This window comes from Labedella populi (genome assembly GCF_004078655.1).
Taxonomy (GTDB): Bacteria; Actinomycetota; Actinomycetes; order Actinomycetales; family Microbacteriaceae; genus Labedella; species Labedella populi.
The window spans coordinates 477988-495230 of sequence record NZ_RZNC01000003.1; the positions used below are offsets into that span (position 1 = coordinate 477988).

The 17243-nt window shown below is 68.4% G+C and carries 18 protein-coding genes and 1 tRNA gene; 16 read left to right on the forward strand and 3 right to left on the reverse strand.

The features are described 5' to 3' along the window. Window positions 1–19: 19 nt before the first annotated feature. From ELQ92_RS10780 to ELQ92_RS10790, 3 genes are all read left to right on the forward strand, one after another. Window positions 20–1441 (forward strand): lipase maturation factor family protein, encoded by a 1422-nt coding sequence (locus tag ELQ92_RS10780; protein WP_128498954.1) that lies wholly within the window; start codon window positions 20–22, stop codon window positions 1439–1441. 279 nt (window positions 1442–1720) lie between these two features. After that, window positions 1721–2056, forward strand: coding sequence for a GIY-YIG nuclease family protein (locus ELQ92_RS16605; protein WP_243694977.1), 336 nt, complete (start codon window positions 1721–1723; stop codon window positions 2054–2056). Between the two features lie 81 nt (window positions 2057–2137). After that, on the forward strand, window positions 2138–2338 hold the full coding sequence (locus ELQ92_RS10790; protein WP_128498955.1) for a hypothetical protein: 201 nt from the start codon (window positions 2138–2140) through the stop codon (window positions 2336–2338). A 60-nt stretch (window positions 2339–2398) separates the two neighbouring features. On the opposite strand, the gene ELQ92_RS10795 is transcribed toward ELQ92_RS10790, so the two are convergent. Further along, a tRNA-Val gene (locus ELQ92_RS10795) sits at window positions 2399–2471 on the reverse strand. 83 nt (window positions 2472–2554) lie between these two features. On the opposite strand from ELQ92_RS10795, the gene ELQ92_RS10800 reads away from it, so the two are divergent. After that, window positions 2555–3460 carry an EamA family transporter gene (locus ELQ92_RS10800; protein ID WP_128498956.1) on the forward strand — a complete coding sequence of 302 codons (906 nt, stop codon included), beginning with the start codon at window positions 2555–2557 and terminating at the stop codon, window positions 3458–3460. A 1-nt stretch (window position 3461) separates the two neighbouring features. Here the strand turns inward: ELQ92_RS10800 and ELQ92_RS10805 are convergent, their stop codons facing one another. Further along, on the reverse strand, window positions 3462–3935 hold the full coding sequence (locus ELQ92_RS10805) for a peroxiredoxin (RefSeq protein ID WP_128498957.1): 474 nt from the start codon (window positions 3933–3935) through the stop codon (window positions 3462–3464). A 217-nt stretch (window positions 3936–4152) separates the two neighbouring features. Between ELQ92_RS10805 and aceE the strand changes: the two genes are divergently transcribed. The 6 genes from aceE to ELQ92_RS10835 all read left to right on the forward strand — a co-directional run bounded on the left by aceE (window position 4153) and on the right by ELQ92_RS10835 (window position 11856). Then, entirely contained in the window at window positions 4153–6879 is a 2727-nt protein-coding gene (gene aceE, locus ELQ92_RS10810) for a pyruvate dehydrogenase (acetyl-transferring), homodimeric type (RefSeq protein WP_128498958.1), read from the forward strand. Window positions 6880–6893: 14 nt separating this feature from the next. Continuing rightward, entirely contained in the window at window positions 6894–8096 is a 1203-nt protein-coding gene (locus ELQ92_RS10815; RefSeq protein WP_128498959.1) for a PucR family transcriptional regulator, read from the forward strand. Window positions 8097–8187: 91 nt separating this feature from the next. After that, window positions 8188–9102 carry an ACP S-malonyltransferase gene (locus ELQ92_RS10820; protein WP_128498960.1) on the forward strand — a complete coding sequence of 305 codons (915 nt, stop codon included), beginning with the start codon at window positions 8188–8190 and terminating at the stop codon, window positions 9100–9102. Window positions 9103–9116: 14 nt separating this feature from the next. Next, on the forward strand, window positions 9117–10121 hold the full coding sequence (locus ELQ92_RS10825) for a beta-ketoacyl-ACP synthase III (RefSeq protein WP_128498961.1): 1005 nt from the start codon (window positions 9117–9119) through the stop codon (window positions 10119–10121). A gap of 81 nt (window positions 10122–10202) precedes the next feature. Then, window positions 10203–10451, forward strand: a complete 249-nt coding sequence (locus ELQ92_RS10830; protein WP_108391126.1) for an acyl carrier protein — start codon at window positions 10203–10205, stop codon at window positions 10449–10451. A 160-nt stretch (window positions 10452–10611) separates the two neighbouring features. Then, a complete protein-coding gene (locus ELQ92_RS10835; protein ID WP_128498962.1) occupies window positions 10612–11856 on the forward strand; it encodes a beta-ketoacyl-[acyl-carrier-protein] synthase family protein in 1245 nt (414 codons plus the stop codon). Between the two features lie 142 nt (window positions 11857–11998). On the opposite strand, the gene ELQ92_RS10840 is transcribed toward ELQ92_RS10835, so the two are convergent. After that, window positions 11999–12502 (reverse strand): DUF3145 domain-containing protein, encoded by a 504-nt coding sequence (locus tag ELQ92_RS10840; RefSeq protein ID WP_128498963.1) that lies wholly within the window; start codon window positions 12500–12502, stop codon window positions 11999–12001. A 335-nt stretch (window positions 12503–12837) separates the two neighbouring features. On the opposite strand from ELQ92_RS10840, the gene ELQ92_RS10845 reads away from it, so the two are divergent. The 6 genes from ELQ92_RS10845 (at window position 12838) to ELQ92_RS10870 (ending at window position 17239) form a co-directional block, all read left to right on the forward strand. Beyond that, a complete protein-coding gene (locus tag ELQ92_RS10845; protein ID WP_128498964.1) occupies window positions 12838–13680 on the forward strand; it encodes an amino acid ABC transporter substrate-binding protein in 843 nt (280 codons plus the stop codon). A gap of 30 nt (window positions 13681–13710) precedes the next feature. Next, complete coding sequence (locus ELQ92_RS10850; protein WP_128498965.1) at window positions 13711–14367, forward strand: amino acid ABC transporter permease; 657 nt, start codon at window positions 13711–13713, stop codon at window positions 14365–14367. Further along, a complete protein-coding gene (locus ELQ92_RS10855) occupies window positions 14357–15151 on the forward strand; it encodes an amino acid ABC transporter ATP-binding protein (protein WP_128498966.1) in 795 nt (264 codons plus the stop codon). Before ELQ92_RS10850 ends, ELQ92_RS10855 begins: the two co-directional genes overlap by 11 nt. 170 nt (window positions 15152–15321) lie before the next feature. Next, window positions 15322–16170 carry a hypothetical protein gene (locus tag ELQ92_RS10860; RefSeq protein ID WP_128498967.1) on the forward strand — a complete coding sequence of 283 codons (849 nt, stop codon included), beginning with the start codon at window positions 15322–15324 and terminating at the stop codon, window positions 16168–16170. A 2-nt stretch (window positions 16171–16172) separates the two neighbouring features. Next, window positions 16173–16592 carry a phage holin family protein gene (locus tag ELQ92_RS10865; protein WP_128498968.1) on the forward strand — a complete coding sequence of 140 codons (420 nt, stop codon included), beginning with the start codon at window positions 16173–16175 and terminating at the stop codon, window positions 16590–16592. Next, window positions 16589–17239 (forward strand): DUF3618 domain-containing protein, encoded by a 651-nt coding sequence (locus ELQ92_RS10870; protein WP_128498969.1) that lies wholly within the window; start codon window positions 16589–16591, stop codon window positions 17237–17239. Before ELQ92_RS10865 ends, ELQ92_RS10870 begins: the two co-directional genes overlap by 4 nt. Window positions 17240–17243: the final 4 nt, after the last annotated feature.

Consider the following 17243-nt stretch of genomic DNA (forward strand, 5'->3'; position numbering starts at 1 on the left):
ACCGACGTAGCGTCGAGGAATGGACTGGTTCTCGGCCGGCGACTACGAGCTCGCTCGTGAGGTGCTGCAACGCGGGATCGCGGCGATCTACCTCGTCGCATTCCTGTCGACCGCCGCCCAGTTCCGGGTGCTCCTCGGCGAGCGCGGCTTCCTGCCCGTCGCCGATTTCATCCGGCGCACGTCGTGGCGCCAGGCTCCGAGTCTCTTCCGTTTCGGCTACTCGGATCGGCTGCTCCTCGTCGTCACGGTCGTGGGCGCCGTCGTGGCCGCGATGCTCGTCCTCGGGTTGCCGCAATCGGGGCCGCCGTGGCTTCCTCTCGTCGCCTTCGTCGTCATCTGGGCGCTCTACCTCTCGATCGTCAACGTCGGGCAGACGTTCTACGGCTTCGGATGGGAGACGCTTCTCCTCGAGGCCGGCTTCCTCGCGGCCTTCCTCGGTTCGCGCGATGGCCCTCCCCCGTTGCCCGTGATGATCCTCTTCTGGTGGCTGGTGTTCCGCCTGGAGTTCGGGGCGGGGATGATCAAGATGCGCGGCGACCGCTCGTGGCGTGATCTGACGGCGCTCTTCTACCACCACGAGACGCAGCCGATGCCGAATCCGCTGAGTCGTTCTGCGCACCTGCTCCCCCGGTGGTTCCACCGTCTCGAGGTGCTCGGCAACCACGTCGCGCAACTCGTCGTCCCGTTCCTGCTGTTCGTCCCGGGTCCCGTCGGGACCGTCGCCGGGATCGTCGTCGTGCTGACTCAGGGCTGGCTCGTCCTGACGGGGAACTTCGCCTGGCTCAACGTCCTCACCATGGTGCTCGGGTTCAGTGCGATCGCCGATCCCCCGTGGCTCGATCCCGTGTCGACGGGCGAATCCTCGCCGCTGTGGTTCGTCGTCGTGGTCCTCGCCGCGAGTGCCGTCCTGATCGTCCTCGGCTGGAGGCCGCTGCGGAACCTGTTCTCGCGTCACCAGCTCATGAACGCGAGCTTCGACCCGCTGCACCTCGTCAACGCCTACGGTGCGTTCGGCAGCGTCACGACGGAGCGACTCGAGGTCATCGTGGAGGGCACGGAGGATCCGGACGCCGACACGGGCTGGCGGGAGTACGAATTCCGCGGCAAACCCGGCGATCCGACGAGGCGCCCCCGCCAGTTCGCGCCGTATCATCTGCGGCTCGACTGGCTCATGTGGTTCGTCGCGCTCGGTCGACTGGAACGGTGGTTCATGGTGCTCCTCACGCGTCTCCTCGAGGCCGACCGTGCGACACTCCGACTCCTCCGCGTCGACCCGTTCGACGGCCGGGCGCCGACCCGCGTCCGGGCCCGGCTCTTCCATTACCGGTTCGCCACACGCGCGGAGCGGCGACAGACGGGGCTCTACTGGATCCGGCAACCGCTCGGCGAGCTCATCGCCCCTGTAGGCCTCGACCGGGCAGGCGGGACACGCCGCTCCTGATGCTTGCGCCGGGACGGCCGGAGGGGCACCATCGAACATATGTTCGAATCGACGACGACCGGAGGGTGCCCCGCACGCGATGCGAGGGGCGACCTGTGTGGGCGTCCTCCCGGCGGCGCCCCCGTGGGGCTGTGCCACGCTCACGCCGCCGCCGTGCTCGAGTGGGGTGAAACGGAGTTCGGTCGAGAGGACCTGCTGCCCACACCGTGCGTCGTATGCGGTTCCCGCACCGGGGTGAAACGTCCCTCAGGGTGGGCGTGTGCGGTGTGCGAGTGGCGCGTGGGCGACATCGTCGACGGAGAGCTCCCCCGGCCGCGCGTGGACGTCGTCTACTACATCCGCTTCGACGACCGCATCAAGATCGGCACCACCGTGAACCCGAGGCAACGCCTGCAGCGGCTCTGGCACGAGGGGGTCCTCGCGTTCGAGCGCGGTGACCGCCTCGTCGAGCGCCGCCGTCACGCGCAGTTCGCTGCCGACCGGCTCGGCCGATCGGAGTGGTTCTCCCCCTCGAAGGCCCTCGAGACCCACATCGCCGCCCTCTCCGCCGGGGTCGAGGACCCGTGGCTCCGCCACGCGCGCTGGGTGAGCGAGGCGATCGCACTCCGTGGGTGAGCGAGCGCGGTCTCGCTAGATCGTCGCCACCGATTCCGCCATCCCTAGACCTGCCGACGGCGGTTTTGAGACCGTGGACGAATGTCCTACATCCGATTGATCCTGCCCGACGAGAACGACGTGAACTTCGAGGGGGTGACGCCTCCCGAGACCTACACCACGAACAACGGCCAGTACGTACTTGTCCGTGTGGGCGAGGGCGTCGACGTCACCGACGACGCCGCCGGCCACCACGAGGTGCCGGTGACGCACGCCTGGTACGAACGCGCAGCAACGGTCTGACCTCTTCTGCCGCGGCGTGACGATGCACAAGAACCTCGAGCGAAGGGGGTTCTTGATTTGTGGGCCCTACCGGGCTCGAACCGATGACATCCACGGTGTAAACGTGGCGCTCTACCAACTGAGCTAAAGGCCCTCACGCGCGCGGCGCTTCACCATGGTAGCGCGTCCAGGTCGGTCGTTTTGTCCCGCGCGCTCCGCTGCTGCCAGGGTGGACCCATGACGCTCCGCCACACGCTGCTCGCCCTCCTCGTCGTGGTGTTGTGGGGCATGAACTTCGTCGTCATCGACGAAGGGCTCGAGGGAGTCCCTCCGCTGCTGTTCCTCGCGATGCGCTTCGTGGTCGTCGCACTTCCGGCGGTCTTCTTCGTGAAGCCACCGAAGGCGCCGATCCGGATCGTCGTCACGATCGGCGCCTTCATGAGCCTCGGCCAGTTCTCGCTCCTCTACATCGCCCTGCACCTCGGTATGCCGTCGGGGCTCGCCTCGCTACTCCTCCAGGTTCAGGTGATCTTCACGGTGCTGATCGCGGCGTTCGCGTTGAAGGAGCGGCCGACACGGCGCCAGATCGTCGGTGTCGTGATCGGCACGACGGGGCTTGGCGTCATCATCGCCGGTCAGGCCGGGAGCGTGGCGTGGCTGCCTGCGTTCGTCCTCCTCGGGGCCGCTTTCTCCTGGGCCGTCGGAAACGTCGTCACGCGGCACGCCCGCGTCTCGTCGGGACTCTCGATCGTGGTGTGGTCGGCTCTCGTCGTGCCGCTGCCGAGCTTCCTGCTCGCTCTCGCGGTCGAGAGCCCGCCGGTCGTGTTCGACGCGCTCGCGAACCTGTCGCTCCTGGCGATCCTGTCGACGCTGTACACGGCCGTCGCCGCCTCACTCATCGGCTACGGCATCTGGAACTCGCTCATGGCGATCTATCCGGCGAGCCGCGTCGCTCCGTTCACCCTGCTCGTCCCGATCATCGGGCTGCTCGCGGCGTGGCTCGTCCAGGGAGAGGTGCCGACGGTGCTCGAGCTCGTGGGCGGAGCCGTCATGCTCGCCGGCATCGCAGCCGCGGTGCTCGCGCCCCGCCGCCGTACCCGGAGCGAACCGGCACCCGTGGTGCGCCCCGAGACGTCGGGCTAGATCACGCGGGGACGCGCTGCATCTCGCGGAGCGCCGTCCGGTACGCCGCGATGTCGCGCGGCTCGCCGGGGGCGGTGATGAAGCTCGCCCGGATGATGCCGTCGATGTCGATGAGGAACGTCGCGCGATTCGCCTGGCCCCGCTCCGGCAGGAAGACCCCGTACTCCTTCGCGACCTGCCCATGGGGCCAGAAGTCCGCCAACAGACTGAACGGGAACTTCTCCCGCTCGGCCCAGGCGCGCAACGCGAACGTCGAGTCGACCGAGATGGCGAGGAGCTCGATGCCCGCGTCGGCGAACATCTCGAGGTTCTCACTCAGGGCACACATCTCACTCGTGCAGGTACCCGAGAAGGCCACGGGGACGAAGACGACCGCAACGGCTCGTTTCCCCCGGAACGAGGAGAGGCGGATCGACTCCCCGTACTGATCGAGGAGTTCGAAGTCGGGAGCCCTCGTGTCGTTCTCGAGTGCCATTGTCCTCGCCTTTCGCACACACCGCGTTCCCGTCGCGGACGCTGGCGGGCTCGGTCAGCCATCCTAACCCCGTGTGAGGCCGCCGGTGCGTGACGCGCAGCGGCGTGCGACTGGGTAGGCTGGAAGCGAAGGGCGCGCCCCCATGATGCGGGCGGCGCCGTACGGCGGGTCAGCCCGCTCAACCCGGCACGATCTGCCCCACACAGAAAGGTCGACGGTGACTGTTCACGATCAGGACCCGTACTCGGTAGGCCACAGCGATTCCGATCCGGAAGAGACGGCCGAATGGCAGGAGTCGCTTTCAGCGCTCGTCGAAGCACGCGGCAGCGGCCGCGCTCGCGAGATCATGCTGAGCCTGCTGAAGCAGTCGAAGGAACTCCACCTCGGCGTGCCGATGGTCCCCACCACGGACTACATCAACACGATCGCCCCGGAGAACGAGCCGGAATTCCCGGGCGACGAGGAGCTCGAGCGCAAGTACCGCGCGTGGATCCGCTGGAACGCGGCGATCACCGTGCACCGCGCGCAGCGGCCCGGGATCGGTGTCGGCGGCCACATCTCGACCTACGCGTCCTCCGCGGCACTCTACGAGGTGGGCTTCAATCACTTCTTCCGCGGGCAGGACCACTCCGGCGGCGGCGACCAGATCTTCATCCAGGGCCACGCCTCCCCCGGAACCTATGCGCGCGCGTATCTCGAGGGTCGCCTGTCGACGGACCAGCTCGACGGCTTCCGCCAGGAGAAGTCGCACCCGGCGGGCGGGCTCTCGTCCTACCCGCACCCGCGCCTCATGCCGTCGTTCTGGCAGTTCCCCACCGTGTCGATGGGCCTCGGTCCGATCAACGCGATCTACCAGGCGCACGCCAACAAATACCTCACCAACCGCGGCATCAAGGACGCGTCTGACCAGCAGGTCTGGGCATTCCTCGGGGACGGCGAGATGGACGAGGTCGAGAGCCGTGGTCAGCTCCAGGTCGCGGCGAACGAGGGGCTCGACAACCTCAACTTCGTCATCAACTGCAACCTGCAGCGCCTCGATGGCCCGGTCCGTGGAAACGGCAAGATCATTCAGGAGCTCGAGAGCTTCTTCCGCGGCGCGGGCTGGAACGTCATCAAGGTCGTCTGGGGCCGCGAATGGGACGACCTGCTCTCCCGCGACACCGAGGGCGCCCTCCTCAACATCATGAACGAGACTCCGGACGGCGACTACCAGACGTACAAGGCGGAGAGCGGCGCGTTCATCCGCGAGAACTTCTTCGGCAAGGACCCCCGTGCCCTGAAGCTCGTCGAGGACTACTCGGACGACCAGATCTGGAACCTCAAGCGCGGTGGCCACGACTACCGCAAGGTGTACGCGGCCTTCAAGGCGGCATCGGAGCACAAGGGACAGCCGACGGTCATCCTCGCGAAGACGGTCAAGGGCTACGGCCTCGGCCCGAGCTTCGAGGGTCGCAACGCGACCCACCAGATGAAGAAGATGACGCTCGACAACCTCAAGACCTTCCGCGACGCGATGCACATCCCGATCACGGACGCGCAGCTCGAGGAGAACCCGTACCTCCCGCCGTACTTCCACCCCGGCGAGAACGACGAGGCGATCCAGTACCTGCACGAGCGTCGCCGGGATCTCGGCGGCTACCTGCCGGAGCGTCGCAGCAAGTACACGGACGTGTCCCTCCCGGACGACTCCGCGTACGCGATCAGCAAGAAGGGCTCCGGAACGCAGGAAGTCGCCACGACGATGGCCTTCGTGCGTCTCCTCAAGGACCTGCTCCGCTCGAAGGACTTCGGCCACCGCATCGTGCCGATCATCCCGGACGAGGCGCGTACCTTCGGCATCGACGCGTTCTTCCCGTCCGCGAAGATCTACAACCCGAACGGTCAGCACTACATGTCTGTCGACCGTGAGCTGCTCCTCGCCTACAAGGAGAGCCCGCAGGGCCAGATCGTGCACGTCGGCATCAACGAGGCGGGCGCTCTCGCGGCGTTCACGAACATCGGAACGACCTACTCGACGCAGGGTGAAGTCCTCATCCCCGTGTACGTCTTCTACTCGATGTTCGGCTTCCAGCGCACGGGAGACGCCATGTGGGCGGCGGGCGACCAGATGGCGCGTGGCTTCATGATCGGTGCCACCGCCGGCCGGACGACCCTCACGGGCGAAGGCCTGCAGCACGCCGATGGTCACTCGCCGCTGCTCGCCTCGACGAACCCCGCCGTGATCTCGTACGACCCGGCCTACGGCTACGAGATCGGCCACATCGTGCGCGCGGGACTCGAGCGCATGTACGGCGGATCGCACGAGGACCCGAACGTCATGTACTACCTCACGGTCTACAACGAGCCCATCGTGCAGCCCGCCGAGCCCGAGAACGTGGACGTCGACGGCATCCTCAAGGGCATCCACCTGCTCAAGCGCGCAGAGAACGACGGACCGAAGGCACAGATCTTCGCGTCCGGCGTCTCCGTGCCGTGGGCGATCGAGGCGCAGAACCTGCTGGCGTCGGACTGGGGCGTCTCTGCAGACGTCTGGTCGGTGACCTCCTGGTCGGAGCTCCGTCGCGACGGCCTCGCGGCCGACGAGCACAACTTCCTCTACCCCGAGTCGGAGCAGCGGGTCCCCTACCTGCAGTCGAAGCTCGACGGTGCGGAAGGCCCGGTGGTCGCGGTTACGGACTACATGCACGCGGTCGCCGACCAGGTCCGTCAGTTCGTCCCGAACGACTTCGCGACGCTCGGGGCCGACGGCTTCGGTTTCTCGGACACGCGCGCTGCGGCTCGTCGCTTCTTCAAGATCGACGGTCCGTCCGTCGTCGTGAAGGTGCTCGAGCGGCTCGCCGCCCAGGGGGCCGTGGACCCGTCGCTCGCGTCGCAAGCGATCGACACGTACAACCTGCACGACGTCACGGCGGGAACCACCGGCAACGCCGGCGGCGAGTCCTGACGCCGCCTGCCTCCGTGCCCAGGACCAAGGCCGAGACCCTCGCGTGGCTGCGCAGGATCTCGGGCGAACTCGCGACGGTGACCCTCGGTCGCCTCGAGGACACCTTGCCCTGGTATGCGGACATGCCCCCTGGGCGACGATCGGCCGTCGGCCTCGTCGCCCAGGCGGGTATCAGTTCCTTCATCGCGTGGTACGACGACCCACGGGCGACACCGTGGATCGCAGCCGACGTCTTCGGCGCGGCGCCGCGTGAGCTCCTGCGTTCGGTCAGCCTCACGCAGACGCTGCAACTCATCCGCGTGACCGTCGAGGTCGTCGAGGAGCGTGTCGCAGGTCGCAGCGAGGATCTCCGCGAGGCGATCCTGCTGTACTCGCGCGAGATCGCGTTCGCCGCCGCGGACGTCTACGCGCGCGCCGCTGAGGCGCGTGGCCTCTGGGACGCGCGCCTCGAGGCCCTCGTCGTCGACTCGATCCTCACGGGCGAGACCGACGACGAACTCCCGAGCCGGATCGCCGCGCTCGGCTGGCACGGCCACGGCGAGGTCGCCGTCCTCGTCGGCACGACCCCCGCCATGCTCGACGTCGATCAGCTCCGTCGCACGGCACGTCACATGGCAGCAGACGTGCTCATCGGGGTGCAGGGGAAGCGGCTCGTCCTCGTCATCGGCAGAGCCGAACCCCGCATCGAGGATCCCGAGGACGGGACGACGGCACCACCCGTCCTGTCGTTCCTCGAGATCGCCGGCGGACTCGAGCCCGGCTTCGGCCCCGGGCACCTCGTGCTCGGACACGAGGTCACGAGCCTCGTCGACGCGTCCCGGAGCGCCCGCGCCGCTCTCGCCGGATTCGCGGTCGCGCGCTCGTGGCGGCACGCGCCCCGGCCCGTCGCAGCGGACGATCTCCTGCCGGAACGAGCACTCGCGGGTGACCCGCTCGCGCGCGCGACACTCGTTGAGCGCATCTACCGCCCCCTCATGGCGCACTCCCCGGAGCTCGCGACGACGCTGTGGAGCTACCTCGACAGCGGACGCTCCCTCGAGGCCACGGCCCGCGAACTCTTCGTCCACCCGAACACGGTCCGCTATCGCTTGAAGCGCATTTCGGAAGTGATCGGCTGGGACGCCACGGGAGCACGGGAGTCGCTCATCCTGCAGTCCGCGCTCATCCTCGGCTCGATCGCCGACCAGGACGGCCGGTCGTCGCGTCGGAGCGGCTGACGGGCGGCTTGTGCGACACCACCAACGAGTGAACCGAATGTTCGTGGCATGTCGACAGCGTGAAGCCCCATCGGGTTGGCAGACTGTTCACGTGATCATCCTCGCGTGCCCTGGACAGGGTTCACAGACCCCCGGTTTCCTGAGCCCCTGGCTCGACCTCGACGGGGTCCCGGAACTCCTCGCCGGGTTCTCGGACGCCGCGGGCATCGACATCGTGCGACACGGGACCGAATCGGACGCCGACGTGATCCGCGACACGGCGATCGCCCAGCCACTCATCGTCGCCGCCGGCCTCGTGACGGCGCACGCGCTCGCCGCGCGCGGAGCGCTCGCGGGTATCGGCGGAGTGGCCGGGCACTCGGTGGGCGAGTTCACCGCCGCCGCGATCTCCGGGGTCGTCGACGATGCAACCGCGCTCCACCTCGTGCGGACCCGCGCCGTCGCCATGGCACGGGCCGCGGGAGAGGAGTCCACCGGGATGAGCGCCGTGCTCGGAGGCGAAACAGCCGACGTGGAGGCAGCGGCCGAGGCGGCCGGCCTCTCCCCCGCCAACTACAACGGCGGCGGCCAGATCGTCATGGCCGGACCTGTCGACGCCCTCTCGGCGTTCGCCGCCGAGCCCCCGGCCGGAACGAGGGTCATCCCGCTCCAGGTCGCCGGCGCTTTCCACACCCGTTTCATGGAGAGCGCCCGCGCCGATCTCGCCGCGGCGGTCGCCGACGTGTCCGCCGCGGACCCGACGGTCCCGCTCTGGACCAACAACGACGGATCCCGCGTCGAGAGCGGTAGCCGTTTCCTCGATCTGCTCGTCACGCAGGTGTCGTCGCCGGTACGGTGGGACGCTTGTATGGCGGCGTTCGCCGCGGCCGGGGCCACCGGCCTCGTCGAGGTCGCACCGGCCGGGGCGCTCACCGGGCTCGCGCGGCGCGGGCTCAAGGGACTTCCCACCGTCGCCGTCAAGACTCCGGACGACCTGCAGGCCGCCGCGGACCTCATCGCAGCCTGAGACCGAAGGACACCATGACTCGCCCAGCTCTCCGTCAGTCGACGGGCGCCCAGTTCACCCGAATCCTCGCCCTGGGCGCCGCCCGCGGCGACCGGGTCGTTCCGAACGACGACCTCGTCGGACCGATCAACTCCTCCGACGAGTGGATCCGGCAGCGCACCGGCATCATCACCCGTACGCGCGCGTCGGCGGACATCAGCGCCGTCGACCTCGCGACCGAGGCCTCGCGCGAGGCCATCGAGCGCTCCGGCATCGACCCCGCGCAGATCGACCTCGTCCTCGTCGCGACGATCAGCAACATCATGCAGTCGCCGTCCATCTCGGCCGTCGTCGCCGACCGTGTCGGAGCCAACCCCGCCGCCGCTTACGACCTCAATGCGGCGTGCGCGGGCTACGCGTACGCCGTGGCGCAAGCGGACGCGCTCATCCGCGCGGGGAGTGCGCACTATGCGCTCGTGATCGGCGCGGAGAAGCTCTCCGACATCGTCGACCCGACCGACCGCAGCATCTCCTTCCTGCTCGGTGACGGCGCCGGCGCCGCGGTGATCGGCCCGAGCGACTTCCCCGGCATCTCCGGGACCGTGTGGGGCTCCGACGGCTCGAAGGCGGACGCCGTCAGCATGAGCGGCACCCTCGTCGACTACCGCGACGGCAAGGCCGTGTGGCCGACCCTCCGCCAGGAGGGCCCCACGGTGTTCCGCTGGGCCGTGTGGGAGATGGCCAAGGTCGCGCAGGAGGCCATCGACACGGCCGGCATCACGGTCGAGGACCTCGCCGCGTTCATCCCTCACCAGGCCAACATGCGCATCATCGACGAGTTCGCCAAGCAGCTGAAGCTGCCGGAGCACGTCGAGATCGCACGGGACATCGCGACGACCGGCAACACGTCGGCCGCGTCGATCCCGCTCGCGACCCACCGTCTGCTCGAGGAGCACCCCGAGTTGAGCGGCGGCCTCGCCCTGCAGATCGGCTTCGGCGCGGGACTCGTGTTCGGCGCCCAGGTCGTCGTCCTCCCCTGAACCCCGCGCCGCCGCGCGACGACGGCGCATCACCCCCATAGACTGTTTCGCGGTCATACGACACTCAAGGAGAAACCCACCATGGCACTGTCCACCGAAGAAGTCCTCGCCGGCCTCGCCGAGCTCGTCAACGACGAAACCGGAATCGCCGCCGACACCGTCGAGCTGGACAAGTCGTTCACCGACGACCTGGACATCGACTCCATCTCGATGATGACGATCGTCGTCAACGCCGAGGAGAAGTTCGACGTGAAGATCCCGGACGAAGAGGTCAAGAACCTCAAGACGGTCGGCGACGCCGTCGACTTCATCGTCAAGGCTCAGGGCTGAGCGGGACCATCGTCCCCTCCCCCCGGTAGTACCCGGCGGAGCGTCAGGGGTGCGTCGGACGGCAGAGCCTGCCGACGCACCGCTGGCCGTCCGGCGGCCGCCCGGGCACCACCCGCCGCGAAACCGCGGACGGACCGTGACCGAAGAAAGAGTTCTCGTCATGACCACCAAGAGAATCGTCATCACCGGGATCGGCGCCACGTCGCCGATCGGAGGCACCGCCACGGAGTCGTGGGCGAACCTCCTCGCCGGCGCATCAGGTGCCCGCCGGCTCGAGCAGCCCTGGGTCGAAGAGCTCTCGATCCCCATCACCTTCGCGGCTCAGGCCGCTGTGCCCGCCGTCGATATCCTGACGCGGCAAGAGACCAAGCGTCTCGACCCCTCGAGCCAGTTCGCGCTCATCGCGGCCCGCGAGGCGTGGGCCGACGCCGGCACCCCCGACGTCGACCCCGAGCGTCTGCTCGTCGACTGGGCGACGGGCATCGGCGGCGTGTGGACGCTCATCGACGCCTGGGACACTCTTCGTGAGAAGGGACCGCGCCGTGTCCTGCCCATGACCGTGCCCATGCTCATGCCCAATGGACCCGCCGCTGCCGTGGGAATGGATCTCGGCGCCCGCGGGGGCGAGCGCACCGTCGTATCCGCGTGTGCGTCGAGCACCGAGTCGATCGCCAACGCGTACGACCACCTCCAGGCCGGTCTCGCCGATATCGTCGTGGCCGGCGGCTCCGAAGCCGCCATCCACCCGCTCCCCATCGCGTCGTTCGCCGCGATGCAGGCCCTGTCGAAGCGCAACGATGATCCCGCCGCCGCGTCCCGGCCGTACGACGTGGATCGAGACGGCTTCGTACTCGGCGAAGGTGCCGCCGCCCTCGTCGTCGAGACGCTCGAACATGCCCAGGCGCGAGGAGCTCGCATCTACGCGGAACTGGTCGGCGGAGCGGTCACGAGCGACGCCTACCACATCACGGCTCCCGACCCGGAGGGCTCGGCCGCGGCTCGGGCCATGCGCGCCGCCGTCGAGACGAGTGGTGCGAGCCTCGAGGAGGTGTCGCATATCAACGCGCACGCGACGTCGACGCCCGTCGGCGACATCGCCGAGTACAACGCGCTGCGTCGCGTCTTCGGCGATCGCCTGGACGGTATCCCCGTCACGGCGACGAAGGCCTCTACGGGTCATCTCCTCGGCGGCGCCGGGGCGATCGAGGCGCTCTTCGTCGTCAAGACGCTTCACGAGCGCATGATCCCGCCGACGATCAATCTCGACAACCCCGACCCGGAGATCCCGCTCGACGTCGTGACGTCGCCCCGGGAACTCGGCGAAGGCGACCACATCGCCATCAGCAACTCGTTCGGATTCGGCGGTCACAACGCGGTCGCCGCGTTCCGGACCTTCTCGGACTGACTCCGGCGCGGAGAACCCCCGGCGGGAAGCCTTCCGCCGGGGGTTCTCTCGTTTCTCGATCGTCGCCGTTTCGCCACTCGTGCCGCCGGGAAGCCCTCCGACGGTCACGGTCCACGCCAGGGCGACGACCGGGTCTGTGGGGTCAGCCGACCTTGTGAAGCCAGATGACGGAGGAGTCGTCGCTCGCGTGCCGGAACGCCTCGAGCTCGTCGTCCCAGGCCTGCCCGAGGGCGACCCGCAACTCCCGCTGGAGCTCGACGGGGTCCGAACCGGCGACGTCCATCGCGTAACGGATGCGGTCCTCGGGCACGACGACGTTCCCGGCGCTGTCCGTCTGCGCGTAGAAGATGCCGAGGTCGGGCGTGTGCAGCCACCGACCGCCGTCGGATCCGGGGCTCGGATCCTCGGTCACTTCGAAGCGGAGGTGTTCCCACCCGCGCAATGACGATGCGATCGCCGCGCCCATACCCTGCCGACCGTCCCAGTAGAACTCGGCGCGCTGGGAGCCGGCGAGGACGGGCTGCTCGGTCCACGAGAAGTTCACGGCACGCCCGAGGGCGCGTCCCGCTGCCCACTCGACGTGTGGGCAGAGCGCGCGTGGTGACGAGTGGACGAAGATCATCCCTCGTGCAGCAGGTGCCACCATTTCATCCTCCATCATCCTGATACGTCTTCCCCTACGACCAGGTGCGGATGAGCGGTGCTATTCGATTGACCGCCGGGGGCGATACAGCAGACCACCGACAGTGTTGATTATGCCGCACGATCCTGGCGAATACCAGCCATGTCATTCGCTGTTCACGAGAGTGCGATCCTCGAAGGACAACCCCGGTCGTTCGCGTCACGATCGGTCACACGATGCCGCCGTCGGCGCCCCGGTGACCTACGATTCATCAGTCCTGGGTCACCCCCGACAGCTCACGCCGGGATGCACCGGTGGAACCGCCGCCGCGTCCCCGCCACGATCACCGAAGGAACGACATGCCCACCACCTCGCCGTCCGCCCGCCGCCGCGCCGTCATCACCTCGGCAGCCCTGCTCACCATCGCTGCGCTCACCGGCTGCTCGTCCGAGGGTTCGGGCGCCGGCTCGTCGTCTCCCGCCGCCGAAGAGGGACTGACTCTCGCGGACGTGCAGGACGCCGGCGTGCTCGTCGTCGGGACCGAGGGCACCTACCGGCCGTTCTCCTTCCACGAGGGCGGCTCGGGCGAACTGACCGGTTACGACGTGGAGGTCGCCACCGCCGTCGCGGAGAAGCTCGACGTCGACGTCGAGTTCGAGGAGACCCAGTGGGACGGGATCTTCGGGGGGCTCGACGCCGGCCGCTTCGATGTGATCGCCAACCAGGTGTCGATCAACGAGGAGCGCCTCGAGGACTACGATTTCAGCACGCCGTACACCGTCTCCCCCGGTGTCCTCATCGTGGCAGAGGGCACGACCGACATCACGTCGCTCGAAGACCTCGCAGGACGCACGTCGGCGCAGTCCCTCACGAGCAACTGGTACGAGGTCGCGGAGAGCTTCGGCGCCTCGGTGGAGGCCGTGGAGGGCTGGGCGCAGGCCGCCGAGCTGCTCCGCCAGGGGCGAGTCGACGCGACCGTGAACGACGAGCTCACATTCCTCGACTACGAGCAGACCGAGGGCGGCGACACGGGCCTCATGATCGTCGACGAGACCGACGAGGCCTCGCAGAACGCCTTCGCGTTCCGCCAGGGCAGCGACGACCTCGTCGCCGCCGTCGACGCGGCTCTCGAGGACCTCCGCGCCGAGGGTACGCTGGCGGAGATCTCGGAGAAATACTTCGGAGAGGACGTCAGCGAGTAACGCGGCGTCCAACCGGGAGGGAGACGACTGATGGACTGGGACCTCGTCCTCTCCTCGATCTGGCCGCTCCTCGACGGGGCCGTCCGGGGGACCATCCCGCTCGCCCTGGTGTCGTTCGCCCTCGGGCTCGTGCTCGCGCTTCTCGCCGCTCTCGCACGGCTCTCACCGCGTTGGTGGCTGTCGGGGATCGCCCGGTTCTACATCTCGGTCATTCGAGGCACGCCGCTCATCGTGCAGCTCTACGTCGTCTTCTTCGGTCTCCCGTCCATCGACGTCGTCATCCCGCCGTGGCCGAGCGCGATCCTCGTCCTCTCGCTCAACGTCGGCGGCTACGCCGCCGAGATCATCCGCGCGGCGATCCTCTCGATCCCGCGGGGGCAGTGGGAAGCCGCCTACACGATCGGCATGCCGCGGTGGCTCGCGCTCCGCCGCATCATCCTGCCACAAGCCGTCCGCGTCTCCGTGCCACCGCTGTCGAACACCTTCATCAGCCTCGTCAAGGACACGGCACTGACCTCGCTCATCCTCGTGACCGAGATGTTCCGGCGCGCGCAGCAGATCGCCGCGTTCTCGAACGAGTTCCTCGTGCTCTACATCGAGGCCGCCGTGCTGTACTGGGTCATCTGCCTCGTGCTCTCGACGGGGCAGGGCACGCTCGAACGGAGGCTCGAACGCCATGTCGCCTGATTCGATCGCTCCTCCGCAGCCGACGGGCGAGAACGTCTTGGAGGTCAGCGGCCTCGCGAAATCCTTCGGGGGAACTCGCGTGCTCCGCGCGGTCGACCTGACGCTGCGTCCGGGGCGCGTCGTCTGCCTGATCGGCCCGTCGGGCTCGGGCAAGACCACGGTGCTCCGGTCCCTCAACGGGCTCGAGACGCCCGACGGCGGGATGCTCCAGGCTCCCGCCGCCGATCTCGACATCGACTTCTCGCGCCCCCTCGCCGATGCGACCAGAAACCGGCTTCGCGATCTCTCCGCGATGGTGTTCCAGCAGCACAACCTCTTCCCCCATTTGACGGTCCTCCAGAATGTCATCGAGGGGCCCGTGCGCGTGCAGCGACGACCACGCGCCGAGGTGATCGATGAAGCGCGGGCACTCCTCGCGCGGGTCGGACTCGAGGCGCGCAGCGACGCCTACCCGGCGCAATTGTCCGGCGGGCAGCAGCAGCGCGTCGGAATCGTCCGCGCTCTCGCGCTGAAGCCCACACTCCTGCTGTTCGACGAGCCCACGTCGGCGCTCGACCCGGAGCTCGTCGGAGATGTGCTCTCGGTCATGAAGGACCTCGCGGACGAGGGCTGGACGATGGTCGTCGTGACGCATGAACTGGCGTTCGCTCGCGACGTCGCCGATGAGGTGCTGTTCCTCGACGATGGAGTCGTCCTCGAACGGGGGGCGCCGGACCGGATCTTCACGGCTCCGCGCGAAGAGCGCACTCGGCGGTTCCTCGAGCGATTGATGCGCCCCTTTTAGCACGCGAGACCTGTCTTCGCGCCATCGACTAAACGCGGGTGCGCGAATATAGCCCCAAACGGGTGACTTTGCGAGTGCTTGTCGCAGCTATGGACTACGGCGAAAACTCGATACAGGTCGCTCGCCTCGTCGAGCGGACCTACTCATCGGAATATCGAGAGGGATTCGCCATGACTGACAACTATCCGTCCGAGCCGTACCCCGTGGGCGGCGCGGGAACGACGGGTGTCCCGTCGACGCCGGTTCCGCCCGTCGTGGGAGCTGCGCCCGTCGGTGCCGGGGAGACCCCGAGCACGGGACATGACTCCTCGTCCTCCGGGGGAACGGCCGACGCCGCCAAGGAACAGGCCAAGAACGTCGGAAGCACCGCAGCCGACTCGGCGAAGAACGTCGGCAGCACCGCAGCCGACTCCGCGAAGAACGTCGCCTCGACCGCGAAGGAGGAGGCCGGCCACGTCGCATCCACCGCAAAGCGCCAGGCCAAGGATCTCGTGCACGAGACTCGCAGCCAGCTCACGGAGCAGGCCGGTGCGCAGCAGCAGAAGGTCGCGACGGGCTTGCATTCGCTGAGCGACGAGCTCCGCGGAATGGCCGACTCGTCGAGCGAACCGGGCATCGCCGCCGACCTCGTGTCGCAGGCCGCTTCGCGTGCGAGCGGCGTCGCCACGTGGCTCGAGGACCGCGACCCGGGCTCGCTCCTCGAGGAGGTCAAGAACTACGCCCGGCGGAAGCCCGGGACCTTCATCGCTGTGGCTGCGGTCGCTGGCGTCCTCGCCGGCCGACTCACGCGCAGTCTCGTGAGCGAGGCGAAGGATTCGGCAGCTGAAGAGGCCGGCACCGGCTCCTCCACGTCGGGCTCCGCGACGGGCGCCGATGCGGCGACCTCGACGACGCACGCCGCTCCGACGTCCTACACGCCGCCGTCGTCGACCGGTGCGGTCGGTGGCGCTGTCTCCGGAGCCCCCGTGTACGGCAGCCCGGGCACCGCGGCGGGCAATCCGTCCACTGGAGCGTACTGATCATGAGCGATCCGTCAGCCACCCCCTCAGAGCAGAAGGCGGCGAACACCTCGCTCGGCGACCTTCTCTCGGAGGTCTCACGCGACATCTCGACTCTCTTTCGTCAGGAGGTCGAGCTCGCGAAAGCCGAGTTGAAGCAATCCGCGTCACGTGCGGGTAAGGGAGCCGGCCTCATGGGAGCCGCCGGCTACGCCGGCCTCATGGCCGTGTTCTTCCTGTCCATAGCACTCTGGTGGGGCCTCGGCCACCTCATCGACAACGGCTGGTCGGCGGTCGTCGTGGCCGTCATCTGGGCCATCATCGGCGCGATCCTGTTCGCGTCCGGCCGCAAGTCGCTCAAAGAGGTGCAGGGCATGCCCCGCACCGTCGACTCCGTCAAGAAGATTCCAGACACACTCAAGAAGAACGAGGAAAACCGATGACTGACACCTCCTCCCAGGATCCCCAGGCCATCCGTGCCGACATCGAGCGCACACGCAACTCGCTCGGAAGCGATGTCGACGCCCTCGCCGACAAGGTGACCCCGTCGAAGATCGTCGACCGAGAGAAGGCCAAGGCGCGTGACGCGATCGGCTCGGTGAAGGATCGCGTGTTCGGCGTCGCTTCCGACGTCAAGGGCTCCGTCACCGACGCCAAGGACTCGGTCGTGGGCCACGCGTCCTCGGCCGGCGGCTCCGCCTCCGAGCTCCCTCAGCGCGCGGTGTCGTCCGCCCAGGGCAACCCGCTCGCCGTCGGGCTCATCGCTTTCGGCGTCGGGTTGCTCGTCTCCTCCCTGCTCCCGGCGAGCGAGAAGGAGAAGGAGCTCGCCTCGGGGGTCAAGGACGCGGCGCAGCCGCTCGTCGACGAAGCGCAGTCTCTCGGCAAGGAGGTCGCCTCGAATCTCAAGGAGCCCGCGACGGACGCCGTCAACGCCGTGAAGGACGACGCCACGGACGCGGCTCAGACGGTGAAGGGTGAGGCGACGGACGCGGCCCAGGGCGTGCGGGACGAAGCGACGGGCGCCGCGTCGGACGTCAAGGACGAGGCGCAGAGCGCTCGGCACGCCGTGCAGGACGACGCAACGAGCTGATCGA

Coding starts and splice junctions, on each gene's coding strand:
- ELQ92_RS10790 (WP_128498955.1), top strand. CDS start 2,138: ATGTCCTACATCCGATTGATCCTGCCCGACGAGAACGACGTGAACTTC.
- ELQ92_RS10845 (WP_128498964.1), top strand. CDS start 12,838: ATGCCCACCACCTCGCCGTCCGCCCGCCGCCGCGCCGTCATCACCTCG.
- ELQ92_RS10780 (WP_128498954.1), top strand. CDS start 20: ATGGACTGGTTCTCGGCCGGCGACTACGAGCTCGCTCGTGAGGTGCTG.
- ELQ92_RS10805 (WP_128498957.1), bottom strand. CDS start 3,935: ATGGCACTCGAGAACGACACGAGGGCTCCCGACTTCGAACTCCTCGAT.
- ELQ92_RS10850 (WP_128498965.1), top strand. CDS start 13,711: ATGGACTGGGACCTCGTCCTCTCCTCGATCTGGCCGCTCCTCGACGGG.
- ELQ92_RS10835 (WP_128498962.1), top strand. CDS start 10,612: ATGACCACCAAGAGAATCGTCATCACCGGGATCGGCGCCACGTCGCCG.
- ELQ92_RS10865 (WP_128498968.1), top strand. CDS start 16,173: ATGAGCGATCCGTCAGCCACCCCCTCAGAGCAGAAGGCGGCGAACACC.
- ELQ92_RS10800 (WP_128498956.1), top strand. CDS start 2,555: ATGACGCTCCGCCACACGCTGCTCGCCCTCCTCGTCGTGGTGTTGTGG.
- ELQ92_RS10830 (WP_108391126.1), top strand. CDS start 10,203: ATGGCACTGTCCACCGAAGAAGTCCTCGCCGGCCTCGCCGAGCTCGTC.
- ELQ92_RS10840 (WP_128498963.1), bottom strand. CDS start 12,502: ATGGTGGCACCTGCTGCACGAGGGATGATCTTCGTCCACTCGTCACCA.
- ELQ92_RS10870 (WP_128498969.1), top strand. CDS start 16,589: ATGACTGACACCTCCTCCCAGGATCCCCAGGCCATCCGTGCCGACATC.
- ELQ92_RS10855 (WP_128498966.1), top strand. CDS start 14,357: ATGTCGCCTGATTCGATCGCTCCTCCGCAGCCGACGGGCGAGAACGTC.
- ELQ92_RS10860 (WP_128498967.1), top strand. CDS start 15,322: ATGACTGACAACTATCCGTCCGAGCCGTACCCCGTGGGCGGCGCGGGA.
- ELQ92_RS10825 (WP_128498961.1), top strand. CDS start 9,117: ATGACTCGCCCAGCTCTCCGTCAGTCGACGGGCGCCCAGTTCACCCGA.